This window comes from Saccharothrix sp. AJ9571, assembly GCF_021725495.1.
GTDB lineage: Bacteria > Actinomycetota > Actinomycetes > Mycobacteriales > Pseudonocardiaceae > Amycolatopsis > Amycolatopsis magusensis.
The window spans coordinates 7,123,186-7,145,437 of the sequence record NZ_CP091382.1 but is presented as its reverse complement, the minus strand read 5'-3'; the positions used below and the strand labels follow the sequence as shown (position 1 = coordinate 7,145,437).

Genomic DNA, 22,252 nt, shown 5'->3' with positions numbered 1-22,252 from the left:
TCGCTCGTCTCAACGCCGTGCGCCATCGGGCGGCGCATCGCCGTATCTGCTGGTCTCGTGGAAGAAACCGTCAACGTAGGAGATACTGCCGCCGGCGCGCAGCTCCTCGTATACGTACTTGCCGAGCGCGAGATCGAGGACCCCGAGGCCGAACGGCGAAAACAACACCGGCCGGTCACGGCGCAGGTCCACCGCCCCCGTCATCACGTCGTACAGCGTCCCGTCGATGAAGTCCCGGTTCCCCGCCTGCTGCTCGGCCAGGTGCGGGGACGTCTCGGCCTTGAGGCAATGGTCCACGTCATCGAGCACGTTGGCGGCGTTGAGCACGATCTCCGGCGAGAGATCGCGGAGTGACACGTGCAGCACCAGTGGGTTGTGCTCGAAAGCGGCCGGATCGGTGACATGGGCCTTGGCCGCGACCGTGGCGAAAACCACGAGGTCCACCGAGGAGATCAGTGCTTCAGCGCGCCCGTACTCGGTGACCCGCGTGCCATGGCTCGCCTTCTCGAGGTAGGAACGGAAATCACGGGCGTGCGCCGGGTTGAGGTCGTGCACGGCCAGTTCGTCGAACACCCACCCCGCCCCGGCGAGGAAGGTGTGGATGTACCGGGCGATCAAACCGCCGCCGACGAAACCGATCGTCCGAGGACGGGCCGTCGCCCTGGTCAGCCAGTCCGCCGCCAGCGCCGCCGACGCCGCGGTGCGCATGGCGCTGATGATGGAACTCTCCATGCAGGCGATCGGGTAGCCGGTCTCGTAGTCGTTCAGCACCAGCACCCCGGAGGCGCGTGGAATACCGGACTCGACGTTCTCCGGAAAACTCGAGATCCACTTCAGACCGTCGACTCTCGACGGTCCGCCGATGGACGCGGGCAGGGCGATGATCCGGGATTTCGGTCGATCCGGGAAGCGGAGGAAGTACGAGGGTGGGTTGACGGTGTCGCCTCGGCCGTGCAGGCGGTAGGCGTCCTCGACCAGTTCGATCACCCGCGTCTCCTGCCCCGAGAGCACGTTGTGCACCTGCGCGCCGGGGATCACGGCGAACGGCGGGATCTGCGTCTGGGATGGCATTTGTGCTGCTCCGCTCATGGACGAGGTCGGTTTCGAGCTGATCGGCCGGTGAGCCGGACGGGTTCTCCCAGCACCAGGCCTATCTCCCGCGCGCCCTGGTACGGCTCCCGGCTGTGCGCCATCCGGATGTTGTCCACCAGCAGCACGTCTCCGGTCCGCCAGGGCTCCCGCAGCGTCAGTGCGTCGTACACGTCGTTGATCGCCTGCACGGTTTCCGGCTCGATCGGCGCGCCGTCACCGTAGCGGCTGTTGAACGGGAGGCCGAGTTCGCCGAACTGGAGGACGAGGTAGTCCCGGACCTCGGGGTCGAGCGTCCACTCGTTGAGGAAGGCGATCTGGTTGAACCACATCGGTTCGCCGGTCGCCGGGTGCTCGACGATCGCGGACCGGCGCTGGCTGGTTCGCAGTCCGCCGTCCGGCTGCCATTCGAACGTGATGTCGTTGGCAGTGAGGTATTCCTCGGCCGCTTCACGCTCTTGCGTCCCGAAGGCTTCCTGCCAGGAGATGCCGACCAGTTCGTTGTAGGAACGGGTGACCAGCCAGCCGTCGCGCTCGAAGCGGTCCACCACGCGATCCGGCAACGCGGCCAGCACCGCTGAGGCGTCAGCCAGTCCGGTGACGCCACCCTGGGCTGGCGCACGGAAGCAGCCGAGGACGAGCAAGCGGGGAACTTCGAGCAGGTAACTCTGCTCGTGGTGCATGCACATCGGCTGGTCGGGCGGCCATTCCAAGGAGGACAGGACCTCCCCGCCGAGCGACCGGCGACGAGCGAACGCTTCCCTGTCGGGTGTCACGGTCTCGATCAGCTGCTCACTGATCGCGGTGAGCGCCTCGGCGGTCCGCACGTCGAGCCCGCGCACCACCACCGCACCATACTGGCGGAGTGCCCGCTCCAGGTCGGCCCGGTGCACGCCGATCCAGCTGGGCAGTTCGGCTGACGAAGGGGACTCGGCGACCTCGGATATCGGCGGCGATCCCTGTTCCTGCCGCAGCTCGATGCCATCGAGCAGCATCGCTTCGGATTTATCGGTCATTCCTCTTCTTTCTCTCCCGCCTGGTCAATGACGTCGAGCACAACGGCGAGATCCCTCAGAACCGGATGTTCGACCAGCTTACGCAGTGAAACCTGCCGCCCGAGGCTGACACCGAGCCGCACCACGGACAGCGAGGTACCGCCAATGTCGAAGAAATTGCTGCTCCGGCCAATTCGGCCGACATCGATGTTCAGCACCCTCGCCCATGCTGCCGCCAATCGCGACTCGGTCGGCGTGGCGGGTGGTTCGATCGCACCGGTGGCGGTTTCTTCGTCCGCCGCCTCCCGCAGTTCGGCAGCCAGCTTCTTCTTGTCGATCTTGCCGTTGCCGGTCAACGGCAACGTGGACCGGTGCCGGAAGCGCTGCGGGATCATGTACTCGGGCAAGGCTTCGGCGAGCACTTTTTCGAGTTCGCTCGCGGGCAGTTCGTCGTCGGCGGCATAGAACGCGACGAGATCCTTGCCGCCACCGGTGTCTTCGGCGACGACAACCGCGGCATCACGAACACCAGGCGCGTGCAGAAGCCGGTTCTCGATCTCGCCGATCTCGATCCGCAGCCCCCTGATCTTGACCTGCGAGTCCTTTCTTCCCAGGAAGTCGAGCTTGCCGCCGGGCAGCCAGCGGCCGATGTCGCCGGAGCGATAGAGCCGTTCCCCCGGACGATGCGGATCCGAACCGAACGCAGCCACGGTCCGCTCCGGATCATTGATGTAGCCACGGCCGACACAGATCCCGGAGAACACGATCTCCCCCGGCGCGCCGAGCGGCACGGGATTGAGTTCACTGTCCACCACGTACACGGACACGTTCCCGATCGCCCGCCCGAGCGGCACCCGGTCGTGTTCCGGGACCCGTTCCATCACCTCGTGGTTGGTGTCGTCCGACGTCTCGGTGAGACCGTAGGCGTTGACCAGCTTGATTTCCGGGTAAGCATCGAACCACCGTTCAACAAGCTCTTTCTTCAACGCTTCACCAGTCGCCGAGACACAGCGCAGCCTGCCGAGCGAGCGCGGATGTTCGTCCAGGTGCGACAGCAACATCTCGAGATAGGAAGGCACCACCTGCAACACCTCGACACCACCGTCCACAATGGTGTCCAGATATCGCTTGATGTCGAGAATATCCTTCTGTTCCACGATCAGCGTCCGCGCACCGGCGAGCAGTGGAGCAACGAGTTGCCACAACGAGATGTCGAAACACTGCGGCGCGGTCTGGGCTACCACCTGCTCCGCCTCGATCTCCAGGTCGTCGATCTTGGCGTACAGGTGGTTGAGCAGGCCTGCATGCTCGCACATCGCCCCCTTCGGCTCGCCGGTGGATCCCGACGTGAAATACACGTACGCCAGCTGACCGGCACCGACCGGGACAGCGGGGTCGGTGTCCCGGCGACCTTCCCGGTAGGCATCGGCGATCGTGATCACGTCCTGGACGGCCGTGATCGGGAGCGCTCGCTCGAGCGTCCTGGTGCAGCCCGGCTCAGTGAGCACGAATCGGCATTCACCCCTGGACAGCATCGCGGCGATCCGGCCGGCGGGGAAATCCGGCTCCACCGGGAGATAGACCGCGCCCGCCTTGAAGATCGCGAGTACCGCCGCCATCCAGTCCAGGTTCCGTTCGGTGACCACGGCGACGACATCTTCGGCCCGCGTCCCCCTGCTCAGCAGGACGTGCGCGATCCGGTTCGCCCGCCGGTTCAGCTCGTCGTAACTCCATTCCCGCCTGCCGAAGACGGCCGCGATCCGGTCGGGGTGCCGCCGAACATTCTCTTCGAACAGCTCGTGGGTCCGTCTGGCAGGCAGTTCCCGGCGAGGCCCAGACAGCCCCTCGAGCTGGTGACGCAGTTCGGCGGCCGAGAGCAGGACCTGCCGATGGTGCTCCGAATCCGGGTCATCGGCCATCAGTTCAAGACAGGTGCGGTGGTAACCGGCAATTCGCTCGGCGTACCCCGGATCCACCACGTCGGCGCGGCCACTCACCCACAGCGTCAAACCGCCGTCTTCGGCGCGCTCGAAACCAATGCACAACAGGGTTCCCGCGTTTGGCAGGCTCCGGCCCGCAAGATCGAGGACGACCTCGTACGCGGCCCCCGGCGACGCACTCGCGTCCCTCGCTTTCGTCGCGGCACGGAATAGGGAATGCCAGTCACCCTCGGCAACCGATACCTCGCACGGCACTGGCGAATCCTCGGTCACCAGTCCCGTCAGGACCTCGTTCTCGCCGGTCAACGCCGCGAGGACCTTGGCGTGTGCGGCCAGCAGCACCGTCTCGATCGGGGCTCCCAGCCTGCCGAGCGCCCCAACCAGTTCGCCGGGAACACCACACTCGTATTCGGTCATTGGCCCGCCACCCCGTCCGGCCTGGCCGGGTTCGCCGGCCGCGCCATCCGTCGGAGGACCGGCCTGCTTGTCTGCGATCCGGCGTCCAGCCGGTCGACCATTTCCGCCACGGACGGCGCTTCGAAGACGGTCCCGATCGGCAGGTCCACCCCGAATGCGACGCGGATGCGGCTGATGAGGCGGGTGGCGAGTAGTGAGTGTCCGCCCAGGTCGAAGAAGTTGTCGTCGATGGTGAGGTGGTCGATGCCGAGGACCTCGGCGAAGAGCCCACACAGGACTTCCTCACGCGGAGTACGGGGTGTCCGCCCACCTTGGGTGGGTGTGTAGTCAGGGGCGGGCAAGGCCCGGCGGTCAAGCTTGCCGTTCGGAGTCAGCGGTACCGCACCGATCGCGACCACCGCCGAAGGCACCATGAACTCGGGCAACCGCTGCGCCACCCGGGCTTTGGCCGCTGCCATCAGCGGTCCGATACCCCGGGCGCCGGCGGGGTTGTTCACCCACGGACCCCGACCGACCCTGGGCACATACACCCCACCCAGCACATCGTCCATGCTCGCACTGGGGAGTACCACCACATCGAACTCCTCGGACGCTCGTGGTGACCAGGTCGCCAACACTCGCCGACCGTGTCGTTCACCCCACCCGACGATGGCCTCGGGATCCACACCCGACACGTCCATGGTTCCCGTGGCGACCTCACTGGCCAGCCTCGCGTTCGGGATCCCCCCAACCCGGACCACGCCGTTTGCACTGGTGATCAACTCACGCAGCGAGTCTTCGTCCCCCACCTCCGTGCCCCACTGAAGTTCCAGTGTCCCGGACAGATCGGCGACGTGTTCGGCAGTGTGCAAGGTGACTTCGTAGCGGTGGCGAGTCAGTTCGTTGTGCGCAGACCCGCGCTTGAGCTGAATATCGACACCGCTGATCCTCGGATCAGCATCAGCCAGACTGGTGAAGAACTCTGGTGCCACGACCAGTTCCTTCTCCACCATCACCGCATGCTCCACCGCCGCCCGCACCCGGGCAGGGTCAACACCGGGGTGGCGGGCCAACTGGACCGCGGTGTGCAACGCCCGCACCGTGTCCGCGTGACGCACATCCCCGATCAATACCCGCCCGCCCGGGGCCAGCAACCCCACCACCGCGGTCAGCACTCCGGCCAGATACTCACCGTCCGGGAAGTACTGCACCACCGAGTTGATCACCACCGTGTCGAACAAACCTATAGGTAGTCCGTCGGTCACATCCGCGGCCTGACACCGCAACCGCACCCGATCACCCAAGCCCGCCTCGGCAACCTGACGACCCAGCCGGTCGATCACCACACCCGAAAAATCGGTACCCCAATACTCTTCACACCCCGGAGCCAGCTTCGCCAACAACAACCCCGACCCCACACCAACCTCCAGCACCCGCCGGGCACCGAACTCCCGGACCCGATCCACCACCGCATCCCGCCACTCCACCATCTCCGCCAACGGAATCGGCTCACCCGAATACGACGACTCCCACCCCCCAAAATCCTCCCCCAACACACCGTCTGCCCCCGAATACACCGACTCGTAGATATCCCGCCACTCCCCCACCTGCACCACACCAGCAGACTCAACGGCAGGAGCAGACGCGGCAAGAACATCGGTATCCGGCACCACATACGCCACCAGACGAGCATCCCCAGGAGCATCTTCCCGGGCGATCACCACCGCTTGGCGCACAGCCGGGTCTTCGGCCAGCACCGCCTCGACCTCACCAGGCTCGATCCGGAAACCCCGAACCTTCACCTGCTCATCCGCCCGGCCTGCGAACTCCAACTGCCCATCCGCACGCCAGCGCACCACGTCACCGGTGCGATACATCCGCACACCCGACTCGAACGGGCACGCCACAAACCGCTCCGCCGTGAGGGCAGGACGCCCCAGGTAACCCCGGGCGAGACTGGCGCCAGTCACATACAACTCACCCAGCACACCCACCGGCACCGGACACAACCCGCCATCGAGCACATACACCCGCGAATTACTAACCGGAGCGCCTACCGGCACCACACCAGCCACCGCATCCGGTGACAGCGGATCGCTCATCGTCGCGCACACCGTCGTCTCCGTCGGCCCATACGCATTCACCATCCGCCGACCCGACGACCACCGCGCCACCAACTCCGGCGAACAGGCCTCGGCACCGACAACCAGGCCTCGGAGTTCCGACAACGCTTCCGATGAATTCGGCGGCAGTGTTGACAGCACCGACGGTGGGATCAACGCGTGAGTGATCCGGTTCTCGACGAGTATCGTCCGCAGTTCGTCCCCGACCACCCGTCCTTGGGACGGCACCACAAGAGCCGCCCCAGCGGAGAACGCCGTGATGAGTTCCCACACCGCGGCGTCAAAACTCGGCGACGCGAACTGCAACACCCTACTGGTCTGGTCCACCCTTAGTCGCTCCCGCTGAGACAACACCAAACTCGCCACACCAGAATGCGACACCACCACACCCTTCGGCACCCCAGTCGAACCCGACGTATAAATCACATACGCCGCACTGCCCGACCCCGCCCGAACCGGCGGAGCAGTACCCGGGAACCGCGAGAGATCCTGCCCCATGGTGTCCGCGTTCAGCACCAAGGCCGGGGCGGCATCAGCGACCATGAACTCGAGCCGCTCCGCAGGATAAGCCGGATCCAACGGCAAATACGCGCCACCAGCCTTCTGCACCGCCAGCACCGCCACCACCCACTCCACCGACCGCCCCAACCCCACCCCCACCACAACATCCGGGCCCACACCCCGCTCCACCAACCACCACGCCAACCGATTCGCCCGAACATCCAACTCCCCATACGACAACCGCACCCCACCACACACCACCGCCACCGCGCCCGGCGACACCCCCACCCGTTCTCCGAACAACCCCGCCAGACCGTCACCACCAACATCCACCGCGGTGTCATTCCAACCCAGCAACAACCGATCCCGCTCACCCGCCACCAGCAACTCCACCGCACCCACCCGCAGATCCGGCGCGACCACAACTTGCTCCAACAAACCGACCCAACGAGCAAGAAGGTCGTCGATGGTGCCCTGGTCGAACAGGTCCGACGAATACTCCACGAGCACATTCAGCCCGTTTTCCGAAGAGCCCTCGGCAATGCTGAACAACAGATCAAAACGTGATTTCCCGAGACCGACCCCTTCTTGGCGTACCTGTAGGCCGGGTAGCTGGAAGGCGCCGTCGGGGGTGTTCTGGAGCACGAGTGCCACTTGGAAGAGCGGGTGGTGCGCGGTGGATCGTTGTGGGTTGAGTACTTCCACGAGATGCTCGAAAGGCACGTCCTGGTGCTCGTACGCAGCGAGGCTGGTCTCCCGGACCCGCCCCAGCAGCTCGGTGAACGTGGGATCACCCGAGACATCGGTACGCAGCACGAACGTGTTCACGAACAGACCGACCAGATCGTCCAACGCCTCGTCGGTCCGCCCAGCGACGCCACTACCCAGCGGGATGTCCGTGCCCGCACCCATCCGGCTCAGCAACGCCGCCATCGCCGCCTGCAACACCATGAACACCGTCGCGTTCGACCGCCGCGCAAGTCGGGCGATGTTGCCGTAGAGATCCCCGTCGACTGTGAAGTTGACATGGGTTCCGTCAAAGGTGGCGATGGGTGGGCGTGGGCGGTCAGTCGGCAGGCTGATCTGCTCAGGCAGCCCGGCCAGCTGTCCCGTCCAGTAGGCCACCTGCTTCGCGAACACACTTTCCTGATGGGACTCATCACCCAGCAGTTCCCGCTGCCACAACGTGTAATCCGCATACTGCACCGGCAACTCCGCCCACGACGGAGCAACCCCACTCACCCTCGCCGAATACGCCGCCAGCACATCACGCGACAACGGCCCCATCGACCACCCATCACCCGCGATGTGATGCAACAACACCATCAGCACGTGCTCGTCCGGCCCACACTCGAACAACCACACCCGGACCGGTAACTCCACGGAAAGATCAAACCCATACCGCGCGGCGGACTCCAACGCATCCGGAAGCTCAGCCTCCGACACCGCCCGAAACTCCCACACCAGCTCGCCACGCCCAGCACCACAAATCTTCTGATACGGCGTCCCATCAACCTCGGGAAACACCGTCCGAAGACTCTCATGCCGATCAACCACATCTGCCAAAGCGGCCCGCATCGCATCACGATCAAGCGTGCCCGTCAGACGGAGCGCAAGCGGCATATTATACGTCGCCGAACGACCCTCAAGCTTATGAAGAAACCACAGTCGCTGCTGAGCGAAAGACAGCGGAACCATATTCGGGCGTTCCATCCGCACCAGTGCGGCTCGCGCTTCACCCTCTTCGTCGATGCTCTCGTTCAAACTCGCCACGGTGGGATTTTCGAAGACCCCGCCGATCGGCACCTCCACTCCGAGAACCGTGCGGATACGGCTCACAAGCCGAGTCGTCAGCAACGAATGCCCGCCGAGGTCGAAGAAGTTGTCGTCGATGGTGAGGTGGTCGATGCCGAGGACCTCGGCGAAGAGCCCACACAGAACTTCCTCACGCGGAGTACGTGGCACCCGACCACCGTGGGTGGTGGGGGTGTAATCAGGTGCGGGCAGCGCCCGGCGGTCAAGCTTGCCGTTCGGAGTCAGTGGCACCGCACCGATCGCGACCACCGCCGAAGGCACCATGAACTCCGGCAACCGCTGCGCCACCCGGGCTTTGGCCGCTGCCATCAGCGGTCCGATACCCCGCGCGCCGGCGGGGTTGTTCACCCACGGGCCCCGACCGGCCCTGGGCACATACACCCCACCCAGCACATCGTCCGTGCTCGCGCTGGGGACTACCACCACATCGAACTCATCGGTCGCCTGTGGTGACCAGGTCGCCAGCACCCGACGTCCCTGCGACTCACCCCACTCGACGATGCTCTCGGGATCCACACCCGACACATCCATGGATCCGGTGGCGGCCTCACTGCTCAGCCTCGCGTTCGGAATCCCGCCGACCCGTATCACCCGTTCCGCGGTGGTGATCAACTGGCGCAACGCGTCTTCATCGATAACGTCTGAGCCCCATTGCAGGCGGGGTGCGCTGGACAGATCGGTGGCGTTATCGTCAGTGTGCAAGGTGACTTCGTAGCGGTGACGAGTCAGTTCGTTGTGCGCAGACCCGCGCTTGAGCTGGACGTCAACCCCGCTGATTCGAGGGTCGTTGTCGACGAGGTGGGTGAAGAACTCTGGTGCCACGACCAGTTCCTTCTCCACCATCACCGCGTGTTCCACCGCCGCCCGAACCCGGGCAAGATCAGCACTGGGATGACGGGCCAGCTGGACCGCGGTGTGCAACGCCCGCACAGTGCCCGCATGACGCACATCCCCGATCACCACCCGACCACCCGGCGCCAGCAACCCCACCACCGCGGTCAGCACCCCGGCCAGATACTCACCATCAGGGAAATACTGCACCACCGAGTTGATCACCACCGTGTCGAACAACCCTATAGGTAGTCCGTCGGTCACATCCGCGGCCTGACACCGCAACCGCACCCGATCACCCCAGCCCGCCTGCTCCACCTGACGACCCAGCCGGTCAATCACCACACCCGAAAAATCGGTACCCCAATACTCTTCACACCCCGGAGCCAGCTTCGCCAACAACAACCCCGACCCCACACCAACCTCCAGCACCCGCCGGGCACCGAACTCCCGGACCCGATCCACCACCGCATCCCGCCACTCCACCATCTCCGCCAACGGAATCGGCTCACCCGAATACGACGACTCCCACCCCCCAAAATCCTCCCCCAACACACCGTCTGCCCCCGAATACACCGACTCGTAGATATCCCGCCACTCCCCCACCTGCACCACACCAGCAGACTCAACCTCGACTCCCGTGCCGGCGTCCGGAGCAGACTCAGCCAAAACATCGGTATCCGGCACCACATACGCCACCAGACGGGTGTCCCCGGGAGTGTCTTCCCGTGCGATCACCACCGCCTGTTGCACGGCGGGATCCTCAGCGAGAACGGCTTCGATCTCACCAGGCTCGATCCGGAAACCCCGAACCTTCACCTGCTCATCCGCCCGGCCTGCGAACTCCAACTGCCCATCCGCACGCCACCGCACCACATCCCCCGTGCGATACATCCGCACACCCGACTCGAACGGACACGCCACAAACCGCTCCGCCGTCAACCCCGCACGACCCAGATAACCTCGCGCCAACTGAACACCAGCCACATACAACTCACCCACCACACCCACCGGCACCGGACACAACCCCGAATCCAATACGTACAACCGGGTGTTCCAAGTGGGACGGCCGATCGGGACGCCGAGCGCGCCGTACTGTTCCTCGCCGGACCACACGGCCGAGGCGACCTGGATGGTCGTTTCGGTCGGGCCGTACAGGTTGAACAGGGAACTGCGCCACGTCGTGGCGATCTCGGTGGCAAGGTCGGGCCGCAACGCCTCGCCGCTCGACCACATGCGGGTGACCGAATGGTTTTCCGGCGGAGAAGGCAGAGTGGCCAGCAGCGAAGGCGAGAACTGCGCGACCGTGACGCCGTTGTCCGCGATGAAGGAAGCCAGTCGTTCCGGGTCACGGAGCACATCTGCCGGAGTCACCCTGATCGCCGCGCCGGCCAGTAGCGGGAACCAAATCTCGAGGCCGACGGAATCAAACCGGACCGAGGTGCGGAACAACAGGATGTCGCCGGGTCCGACGGGATAGGCGTCCTGCATCCACTGCAGGTTGTTGACCAGACCCCGGCCCTCGACCAGGACACCTTTGGGACGACCGGACGAACCCGACGTGTAGATGACATAGTGCGCGTTGGCCGTAGTCAGCGAACTCGTACGCTCGCTGTCCAGGAGGTCCTCGGCCGCCATCGATTCAAGGCCACTGACGACCTCCTCCTCATCGATAACCAGTACCGGCGTTTTGGTGTCCACGGTGGACAAGTCTGTGTCGCCGGTTGTCAGGATGAGCACGGGCTTGGCGTCCCGGATGACGAACTCCAGCCGATCAGCTGGATCGACGGGATCCAGGGGCAGGTACGCAGCCCCTGCCTTGAGCACCGCCATGAACGCGATGATCGTGTTCGCGGAACGAGGCAGTGCCACCGCGACCAGGTTCTCCGGCCCGATGCCGCGACCGGCCAGGTACCGGGCCAGCCGGTTGGCCGCCGCGTTCACCTGGGCGTAGGTCAATGTGGTGTCGCCGAACATCACCGCGGCCGCGTCCGGCGTCCTTCGCACCTGGGCTTCGAGCAGTGCCACCAGGGTGTCTGGCTCGGTGCCGACCGTGGTGTCGTTCCAGCCGGCGAGCAGCGACGCCCGCTCGTCTCCGGCGAGGATCTCCACCTGGCCGATTCGCTGGTCCGGTGCGACGAGTGACTGATCGAGCAACCGGGTCAACCGGGCTATGAGGCTTTCGACGGTGGTCCGGTCGAACAGGTCCGTAGCGTATTCGACGGCCATTTCGATGCCTGCGGCATTTCCACCGCCGTCGTGCCGCTCGGTGAGCGAAAGGAGCATATCGAACCGGGAGGTTCCGGTTTCGGACTTTTCGACTCCGACTCGTAGGCCGGGTAGCTGGAAGGCGCCGTCGGGGGTGTTCTGGAGCACGAGTGCCACTTGGAAAAGCGGGTGGTGCGCGGTGGATCGTTGTGGGTTGAGTACGTCCACGAGATGCTCGAAAGGCACGTCCTGGTGCTCGTACGCAGCGAGGCTGGTCTCCCGGACCCGCCCCAGCAGCTCGGTGAACGTGGGATCACCCGAGACATCGGTACGCAGCACGAACGTGTTCACGAACAGACCGACCAGATCGTCCAACGCCTCGTCGGTCCGCCCAGCGACGCCACTACCCAGCGGGATGTCCGTGCCCGCACCCATCCGGCTCAGCAACGCCGCCATCGCCGCCTGCAACACCATGAACACCGTCGCGTTCGACCGCCGCGCGAAAGCTTCCATCCGCTGGTGCAGTGCGGCATCCAGCCGGAAAGCGATGTCCGCTCCGCGGTATGAGGCAGTGGGTGGGCGCGGTCGGTCGGTCGGCAGAGTGATCTGCTCGGGCAACCCGGCCAGTTGTTCCGTCCAGTACCCCACCTGCCTCGCGAACACACTGTCCTGATCGGACTCATCACCCAGTAGCTCGCGCTGCCACAACGTGTAATCCGCATACTGCACCGGCAGCTCCGCCCACGACGGAGCAACACCATCCCGTCGAGCCGAGTACGCAGTCAGCAAATCCCGGGACAACGGCCCCATCGACCAACCGTCACCCGCGATGTGATGCAACAACACCAGCAAAACGTGCTCGTCCGGTGTGCACTCGAACAACCAGGCCCGCACGGGTGGCTCTGTCGCGAGGTCGAATCCGTACCGTGCGGCAGACTCCAACGCGTCCGGAAGCTCGGCCTCCGACACCGCCCGGAACTCCCACACCAGCTCGCCACGCCCAGCACTACAGATCTTCTGATACGGCGTCCCATCAACCTCGGGGAACACCGTCCGAAGACTCTCATGCCGATCAACCACATCAACCAAAGCAGCCCGCAACGCACCCCGGTCCAGAGTGCCCGTCAGACGGAGCGCAAGCGGCATATTGTACGTCGCCGAACGACCCTCAAGTTTGTGAAGAAACCACAATCGCTGCTGCGCGAACGAGAGAGGGACGAGGTCCGGACGTGGCGTGCGGGTCAGGGTAGTGCGGGTTCGGGTGTCGTGGTCGAATCGCGCGCCCAGATCGGCGACGGTCGGATTTTCGAAGATTCCGCTGATGGGGATTTCAGTACCCAGGACGGTGCGGATGCGGCTGGTCAGGCGGGTGGCGAGTAGTGAGTGTCCGCCAAGGTCGAAGAAGTTGTCGTCGATGGTCAGGTGGTCGGTGCCGAGGACTTCGGCGAAGAGCCCGCGGAGGACTTCCTCACGTGGGGTGCGAGGTAACCGGCCGCTGTGGGTGGTGGGTGTGTAGTCGGGAGCGGGCAGGGCCCGGCGGTCAAGTTTGCCGTTCGGGGTCAGTGGCACCTCCCCGATCGCGACCACCGCCGAGGGCACCATGAACTCCGGCAACTGCTGCGCCACCCGGACTTTGGCCGCTGCCATCAGCGGTCCGATACCCCGGGCACCGGCGGGGTTGTTCACCCACGGGCCCCGACCGGGCCTGGGCACATACACTCCACCCAGCACACCATCACTAGTGCTGGGGAGTATCACCACATCGAATCGATCGGACGCTTGTGGTGACCAGGTCGCCAGCACCCGGCGGCCCCGCGACTCACCCCACTCGACGATGCTCTCGGGATCCACACCCGACACATCCATAGTTCCGGTGGCGACCTCACTGGCCAGCCTCGCGTTCGGAATCCCGCCGACCCGCACCGGCCCCTCGGCCGCGGTGATCAGTTCCCGGAGTGCCTGCTCGTTAGCCAGGTCAGTGCCCCAGTGCAGTGGGGGTGCTGCGGACAGATCGGTGACGTTGTCGGTGGTGTGGAGGACGACTTCGTAGCGGTGGCGGGTGAGTTCGTTGTGCGCAGACCCGCGCTTGAGCTGGACGTCAACCCCGCTGATTCGAGGGTCGTTGTCGACGAGGTGGGTGAAGAACTCTGGTGCCACGACCAGTTCCTTCTCCACCATCACCGCATGCTCCACCGCCGCCCGCACCCGGACAGGGTCAACACCGGGGTGGCGGGCCAGCTGAACCGCGGTGTGCAACGCCCGCACCGTGTCCGCGTGACGCACATCCCCGATCAATACCCGCCCGCCCGGCGCCAGCAACCCCACCACCGCGGTCAGCACCCCGGCCAGATACTCACCGTCCGGGAAATACTGCACCACCGAGTTGATCACCACGGTGTCGAACAACCCTGTGGGTAGTCCGTCGGTCACATCCGCGGCCTGACACCGCAACCGCACCCGATCACCCCAGCCCGCCTGCTCCACCTGACGACCCAGCCGGTCAATCACCACACCCGAAAAATCGGTACCCCAATACTCTTCACACCCCGGAGCCAGCTTCGCCAACAACAACCCCGACCCCACACCAACCTCCAGCACCCGGCGCGCACCGAACTCCCGGACCCGATCCACCACCGCATCCCGCCACTGCACCATCTCCGCCAGCGGAATCGGCTCACCCGAATACGACGACTCCCATCCCCGGAAATCTTCCCCCAACGCGCCAACATCTGGGTTCGAATACACCGAATCATAAGTATCCCGCCACTCCCCTACCTGCACCACGCCATCGGGTTCCAGGTCAGGAGCGGACGCGGCAAGAGCATCGGTATCCGGCACCACATACGCGACCAAACGAGCATCCCCGGGAACATCTTCTCGTGCGATCACCACCGCTTGGCGTACGGCGGGGTCTTCAGCGAGAACGGCTTCGATTTCTCCAGGCTCGATCCGGAAACCCCGGACCTTGACCTGCTCGTCCGCGCGGCCTGCGAACTCCAACTGCCCATCCGCACGCCAGCGCACCACGTCACCGGTGCGATACATCCGCACACCCGACTCGAACGGGCACGCCACAAACCGCTCCGCCGTCAACCCCGCACGACCCAGGTAGCCGCGGGCCAGGCTCGCACCAGTCACATACAACTCACCCAGCACACCCACCGGCACCGGACACAACCCCGCATCCAGCACATACACCCGCGAGTTGCTGACCGGGGCGCCCACCGGCACCACACCAGCCGTCTCCGGAGACAACGGATGACTCATCGTCGCGCACACCGTCGTCTCCGTCGGCCCATACGCGTTAATCAACCTGCGTCCGGTCGACCACCGCGCCACCAACTCCGGCGAACACACCTCACCCGCAACCACCACCGTGCCCAACCCAGACAACGCTGCCGCTTCAACTGGGACCGTCGCCAACACCGAAGGCGGCACCGTCACATGCGTAACCTCACACCGCTCCAGCAGCCCAGCCAGCCCCCCACCCACCAGAGCATCCGGATCGTCGACGACCACCAGCGCCGCACCCGAACACAGCGCCATCATCAGTTCCCACACCGCCGCATCAAAACTCGGCGACGCGAACTGCAACACCCTACTGGCCTGATCCACCCCCAGCCGCTCCCGCTGAGACAACACCAAACTCGCCACACCAGAATGCGACACCACCACACCCTTCGGCACACCAGTCGAACCCGACGTATAAATCACATACGCCGCACTATCCAAACCGGCCCGCACCCGCGGAGCACCCTCCGGGAACCGCGAGAAATCCTGGGCCAGGACGTCCGCATCCAGCACCAAGGCCGGCGCGGCATCAGCGACCATGAACCCGATCCGCTCCGCCGGATACGCCGGATCCAACGGCAAATACACGCCACCAGCCTTCAACACCGCCAGCACCGCTACGACCCACTCCACCGACCGCGCGAAGCCCACCCCCACAACCACGTCCGGGCCCACACCCCGCTCCACCAACCACCACGCCAGCCGATTCGCCCGAACATCCAACTCCCCATACGACAACCACCCACCACCACACACCACCGCCACCGAACCCGGCGACCTCACAACCCACTCCCCAAACAACCCCACCAGACCGCGACCACCAACATCCACCGCGGTGTCATTCCAACCCAACAACAACCGATCCCGCTCACCCGCCACCAAAACATCCAGCGCACCAACCTGGCGATCCGGCGCCACCACAACCTGCTCCAACAAACCCACCCAACGAGCCAGAAACCCCTCGACCGTCGACCGATCAAACAGATCCGTGGAATATTCGATGAATGCTTCAATACCAGCCGCAGCACTGGAGTCGTCGTGGTTTTCGACCAACGACAAAAGCACATCGAAACGCGAGGCGCCGGTGGTGAGGATCTCGGCCTGTACGTCCAGGCCTGGCAGGGTGAACTCACCCCGCGGGGCACTCTGCACTACCAACGCCACCTGGAACAACGGATGATACGCAGCCGACCGCTGCGGATTGAGAACCTCCACCAAATGCTCGAACGGCACATCCTGATGCGCATACGCCTCCAGGCTCGCCTCCCGAACCCGAGCCACCAACTCCGCAAACGAGGGATCACTCGACACATCCGTGCGCAACACGAACGTGTTCACAAAAAACCCGACCAAATCGTCCAGTGCCGTGTCCGTCCGCCCCGCCACACCGCTACCCAGCGGAACATCCGTACCCGCACCCAGCCGGCTCAGCAACGCCGCCATCCCCGCCTGCAACACCATGAACACCGTCGCGTTCGACCGGCGCGCCAGCTCACCCAGCCGAGCGTGCAACCCCGCACCAATAGCGAACCGCACCACCGAACCCCGATACGACGACACCGGCGGACGCGGCCGATCCGCCGGCACACTCACCAACTCCGGTAATCCCGCCAGCCGCTCCCGCCAGTACCCCACCTGCCTGGTGAAAACACTGTCCGGATCAGACTCGTCACCCAGCAACTCACGCTGCCACAACGTATAATCCGCATACTGCACCGGCAGCTCCGCCCACGACGGAGCAACACCATCCCGACGAGCCGAATACGCCACCAGCACGTCACGCGACAACGGCCCCATCGACCACCCGTCACTCGCAATGTGATGCAGCAACAGCAACACGACGAACTCGCCGCCACCAATGTCGAACAACGACACCCGCAATGGCGTATCCACCGACAAATCAAACGCGTACCGGACCGCGGACGCGAGCACACTATCCAGCTCACCAGCCGGAACAGTCTGTTCATCCCAGGTCAGCACACACTCGTCCACACCCAGCACCAACTGATACGGCTCCCCGCCCACCTCGGGAAACACCGTCCGCAACGACTCGTGCTGACCCACCACATCCGTCAACGCAGCCCGCAACGCCACCCGATCAAGCCCACCCGACAACCGCAACACCAACGGCATGTTGTACGTCGCCGAACGACCCTCCAACTTATGCAAAAACCACAACCGGCGCTGCGCAAACGACAGCGGAAGCATTTCCGGACGGGCTGACGGCACCAGTGCGACTCTGGCCTTGCCGCCACTGCTGAGCCGCTTCGCGACAGCCGCGACCGTCGGCGCTTCGAACATCACCTTGATCGGCAATTCCACGCCGAGGATCACACGAATGCGCGCCAGCAGCCGGACCACGGAAAGGGAGTGGCCGCCGAGATCGAAGAAGTTGTCGTGCAGACCGATCCTCGGCACGCCGAGGACCTCCGCGAACAAACCGCAGAGGATTTCCTCGGCCGGGGTCGGCGGCGTGCGCCCGGCGGGCGCGGCCGCCTCGTGGGGTGCGGGCAGCGCGCTCCGGTCGACCTTCCCTTCGGAATCCAGCGGCAGTGCGCCGATCACGACCACGGACGGCACCAGGTAGTCCGCTATCGCCTCGGACGCGTAAGTGCGGAGTTCCTCGGGACCCAGCGGAACGCCACTGGAAACGACGTAGGCGACGAGCAGTTCGTCCCACTTCGTCACGAACGCTTCACTCACCGAAGGATGGCGCAGCAGAACCGATTCGATCTCCGCGCGTGAGCCGCCGGGAGTGAGTTCGTCGCCGACTGAGCCGACCAGTTCGAGACTCCCATCGGCACGCCACCGCGCGAGATCGCCGGTACAGTACATCCGCGCACCGGGTTCGAACGGGCAGGCGACGAACCGCGCCGCGGTCCGGCCGGCGAGGTCGAGATACCCCCGTGCCAGGCCGGTGCCGCTCACGTACAGGTGCCCTGTCACCCCTGGGGGCACCGGGCGAAGTCCCGAATCCAGGACATACACGCCGGTGTTCGCCGCCGGCACACCGAGGGCGGCGGTTGCTTCGACGAGTGAATAGATTCCGCACAGGGACGCCCCGAGCGTGGTCCTCACCAGTTCCGGCAGATCGTGGGGGATGGTCTCGCCACCGCACACCACGTACCGCAGGTCCGGGCAGTTCTCACCTTCGCGCAGGAGCGCCCGCAGGGGCGAAGGCGGCAGATACACCGCGGTGATGCGCTCGGACCGGAGCAGGTCACCCAGCGAAGAAGCAGCGGACTCGGCGAGCACGGTCGTCGCGCCGGCCGCGAGCGGCCACAGGAGCCGCCACAACGGAGGTTCAGCGTCCTCGAGCAGCACACGGTCACCGGCTTCGAGCTGGCACCGTTCCCGCAGCCACCGCACCCTGCTCATGAGCGCGCGCTGCGGAACCAGGGTGCATTCGGCCCCCTCCCGCAGCTCCGCCAGCTGCGCTGGCACCGCGCCGGTCGCCGGATCGGTGTCCGGATAGCCGCCGAGGTCCCGTCCGAGTGCCGTCGCGTCCAGCACCAGCTCACCCGCGACGGCGGACGATGCCACCGCGCCACCGGCCTTGAGCACCGCCAGTGCCGCGGCCACGGATTCCACCGACCGCGGCAGTTCGATCCGCACCGGGTGTTCCGCGCCGGCCCCTTGTCCGATCAGCCAGTGCGCCAGCCGATTCGCCATGGCGTTCAGCTCACGATAGGACACCGTCCGTCCCTCGGACTCCACCGCGATCGCGTCCGGCGTCCGCCGCGCATTCGCCTCGAACAGAGCGATCGGGGATTCCTCGGGCACGGTCTCGTCCCTGCACGGGAACATCCATCGCCGCTCCTCCGCGTTCAGCAGCGCGGCGTGGCCAATCGGCTGCTGGGGAGCCGCGACGAGTTCACCGAGGAACATCCGCCACCGGGCGGTGAGGACCTCGACGGTGGCCCGGTCGAAAAGGTCCGTGGCGTACTCGACCATGCCCGCGATACCGGACGGTGTCCCGGCATCGTCGACCGTCTCGGTCAGGCTGATGAACATGTCGAACCGGGCCGTGCCCGTTCTCGCGGACTCCGTGCGCACCTGGAGGTCGGGGAGTTCGAATACGCTCTCCGGCACGTTCTGCAGTGCGAGCATGATCTGGAACAGTGGGTGGTACGCGGTGGATCGCTTCGGGTTGAGCTGTTCCACGAGGTGTTCGAACGGCACGTCCTGGTTGCGATACGCCGCCAGGCTCGTCCCGCGGACCCGGTCGATCAGCTCCTGGAAGGACGGATCGCCGGAAGTGTCGGTCCGGAACACCATGGTGTTCACGAAGAAGCCGATCAGGTCGTCGAGGGCCTCGTCGGTACGCCCGGCTATCGGTGCCCCGAGCGGGATGTCGGTTCCGGCGCCGAGCCTGGTCATGAACGCGGCGAGCGCGGCTTGCAGCACCATGAACACGGTGGCGTTCGATGCTCTCGCGAGCTGGTGGACGCCCTGGTGCAGTGACGCGTCCAGGTCGAACCACAGGGCGTCGCCCTCGTAGGATTGGCTGGCCGGACGCGGGCGGTCGGCGGGCACACTGACCAGGTCGGGCAGGTTCGCGAGCTGCGCCGTCCAGTACCCCACCTGCTGCGCGGCGAGGCTGTCCTGGTCGTCGCTGTCACCGAGCAGTTCCCGTTGCCACAGGGTGTAGTCGGCGTACTGGGCCGGCAGGTCCGGCCAGCCAGGGGCGTTCCCTTCGCGGCGGGCGCGGTAGGCGGTCACCACGTCCTGTGCCAGCGGCCGCATGGACCAGTAGTCCGTGGCGATGTGGTGCATCAGTATCAGCAGCGCCGACTCGCCCTCGGTGTGGAACAGGATGGCCCGGATCGGCAGGTCCTCGACGAGGTCGAAGGGCCGGCGAACAGCCGCCGAGATCTCCTCCGGAAGCGCCTCCTCGCCGACCGTCCGGGTCTCCCAGTTCAGCTCCACCTCCTCGGGAGGGACGATCCGCTGGTAGGGCTCATCGGCGGCGTCGACGAAGACGGTTCGCAGGGACTCGTGCCTGCCGACGACGTCGATCAGCGCGGCCCGCAGGGACTCGCCGTTCACCTGTCCGGACAGCCGCAGCACCAGCGGAATGTTGTAGGTCGCCGACGGGCCTTCCATCTTGTGCAAGAACCAGAGCCGGCGCTGCGCGAAGGACAGCGGCAACGTTTCCGGCCGGGGTGCAGGCGAAAGCGCGGCGCGCACCTTGCCTCCGTGCCCCAGTTGGTTGGCGAGTTCCGCGACGGTGGATGCCTCGAACACCGTGGAAATCTCCAGCTCCGTACCGAACACCGTGCGCACCCGGCTGATCAGGCTGGTCGCCAGTAGTGAATGCCCGCCGAGGTCGAAGAAGCTGTCGTCGATGCTCGTCCCGGGAACTCCCAGTACCTCGGCGAACAGGTCGCACAGCACCTCCTCGTCCGGGGTGCGGGCGGCACGCCCGGTGCCGGATACCGGGTACTCGGGCGCGGGCAGCGCGTCATGGTCGAGTTTTCCGTTGTGGGTCAACGGCACCGACTCGACGAGCAGAATGGCGGACGGCACCAGGTGGTCCGGCAGCACGCTTGTGGCGTGCGATCGGATGTCCGCGATCAGTAACCCGAGGCCGGGTTCGGCGGCATCGGCCCGCGGTACGACATACGCCACCAGTCGTTTGTCACCGGGGACGTCCTCTCTGGCCACCACGACCGCCTGACGCACACCGTTGTGCGCGGCGAGCACGTGCTCCACCTCGCCCGGTTCGATCCGGACACCCCGGATCTTCACCTGCTCGTCAGCGCGCCCCAGGTACTCGAGCTGATCGTCGGACCGCAGGCGCACCACGTCCCCGGTCCGGTACATCCGCTCACCAGCGGGCGAGTCCGTCCCGGTGCCGACCGGACAGGCGATGAACCGCTCCGCCGTCAAGCCCGGCTTGCCGATGTATCCCCTGGCCACTTGAGGGCCCGCCAGATACAGCTCACCCGCCTCACCGGGGGCGATGGGGCGCAGGCTCTGATCAAGCACCAACGCCCGCGTACCCGGCATCGGCAAGCCGATCGGCACCACGCCGGACGACAGTTCCTGTCCCGGTTCGACGCGGTAGCCGATGCAGCCGACCGTGGCCTCGGTGGGACCGTATTCGTTGATCACGGCAGCGGACGGGTGCCGCGAACGCCACTCCAGCAGGCTTTTGCCGAGTAACTGCTCGCCGCCGACCACCAGGTCACTGACCGTCGAGAACGCCCCGGGCAGCTCGGTGAGCAGCCGCAGATGACTTGGGGTCACCTTGAGCAAACCGCCGTTGGTGGGCAGAGCCGCCGCGGAATCGTCGTGGAGGCCGCCGATGACCACCCGGCCGCCCACGGTCAGCGGCAGGTGCAAGGCCGTGATCGGCAGATCGAAACCGATCGACGAGTGCAGCAGCGAGCTACCCCGCGCACCTGGGTAGGCGGTAGCCGCCCAGCCCAGGTACGCGGCGATGGAACGGTGTTCGACCAGCACGCATTTCGGTTTCCCGGTCGAACCCGAGGAGTAGATGACATAGGCGGCGTGGGATGGCAGCAGCGGGGCCCGCCGATCGCCGTCACTCAGCGGGCTGGTGTCCTCCGCGGACAGGGATTCCCGCGTTGCCGGGGCGTCCAGCACCATGAGTTCGGCACCCGCCGTGGTGGTGTCGGCCATGGGGGTGCCGCTCGTGGTCAGGATCAGCGCCGGTTGGGAGTCGCGGAGCATGAAGGCTATCCGCTCCTCGGGGTGGCCGATCTCCAGCGGCAGGTAGGCCGCGCCGGACTTCACCGTGGCCAGCAACGCGACCAGCAGCTCCACCGAGTTGGGCAGGGCCAGCGCGACCAGTTGCTCCGGCGCCGCCCCGAGCCGCACCAGATGCCTGGCGAGCTGATTGGCCCGCCGGTCCAGCTCGGCGTAGGTCAGCTCGACCGACCCGCGGACCACCGCGGTCGCATCGGGCGTGCGAGCCACTTGTGCCTCGAAGAGCGCCACCAGCGTGCCGGAGGGCTCGCCCTCCTCTTCGCGCTGGACGATCAACTCGTGTGCTTCTTCGATAGTCACCAGGACACCCCGCCGCGTCTCATGCCGT

The 22,252-nt window shown here is 65.7% G+C and carries 4 protein-coding genes; all 4 read right to left on the bottom strand.

Translation table 11 applies throughout. The features are described from left to right. Positions 1-9 precede the first annotated feature (9 nt). Genes sbnB through L3Q67_RS32360 form a run of 4 tightly spaced genes read right to left on the bottom strand, consistent with a single transcriptional unit; the run spans position 10 to position 22,224 of the window. Positions 10-1,071 (bottom strand): 2,3-diaminopropionate biosynthesis protein SbnB, encoded by a 1,062-nt coding sequence (sbnB, locus tag L3Q67_RS32375; RefSeq protein ID WP_499185224.1) that lies wholly within the window; start codon positions 1,069-1,071, stop codon positions 10-12. 14 nt (positions 1,072-1,085) lie between these two features. Next, a complete protein-coding gene (locus L3Q67_RS32370; protein ID WP_499185223.1) occupies positions 1,086-2,105 on the bottom strand; it encodes a TauD/TfdA family dioxygenase in 1,020 nt (339 codons plus the stop codon). Next, on the bottom strand, positions 2,102-4,441 hold the full coding sequence (locus L3Q67_RS32365; protein WP_499185222.1) for a non-ribosomal peptide synthetase: 2,340 nt from the start codon (positions 4,439-4,441) through the stop codon (positions 2,102-2,104). Before L3Q67_RS32365 ends, L3Q67_RS32370 begins: the two co-directional genes overlap by 4 nt. Beyond that, on the bottom strand, positions 4,438-22,224 hold the full coding sequence (locus L3Q67_RS32360; protein ID WP_499185221.1) for an amino acid adenylation domain-containing protein: 17,787 nt from the start codon (positions 22,222-22,224) through the stop codon (positions 4,438-4,440). Before L3Q67_RS32360 ends, L3Q67_RS32365 begins: the two co-directional genes overlap by 4 nt. Between the last annotated feature and the right edge of the window lie 28 nt (positions 22,225-22,252).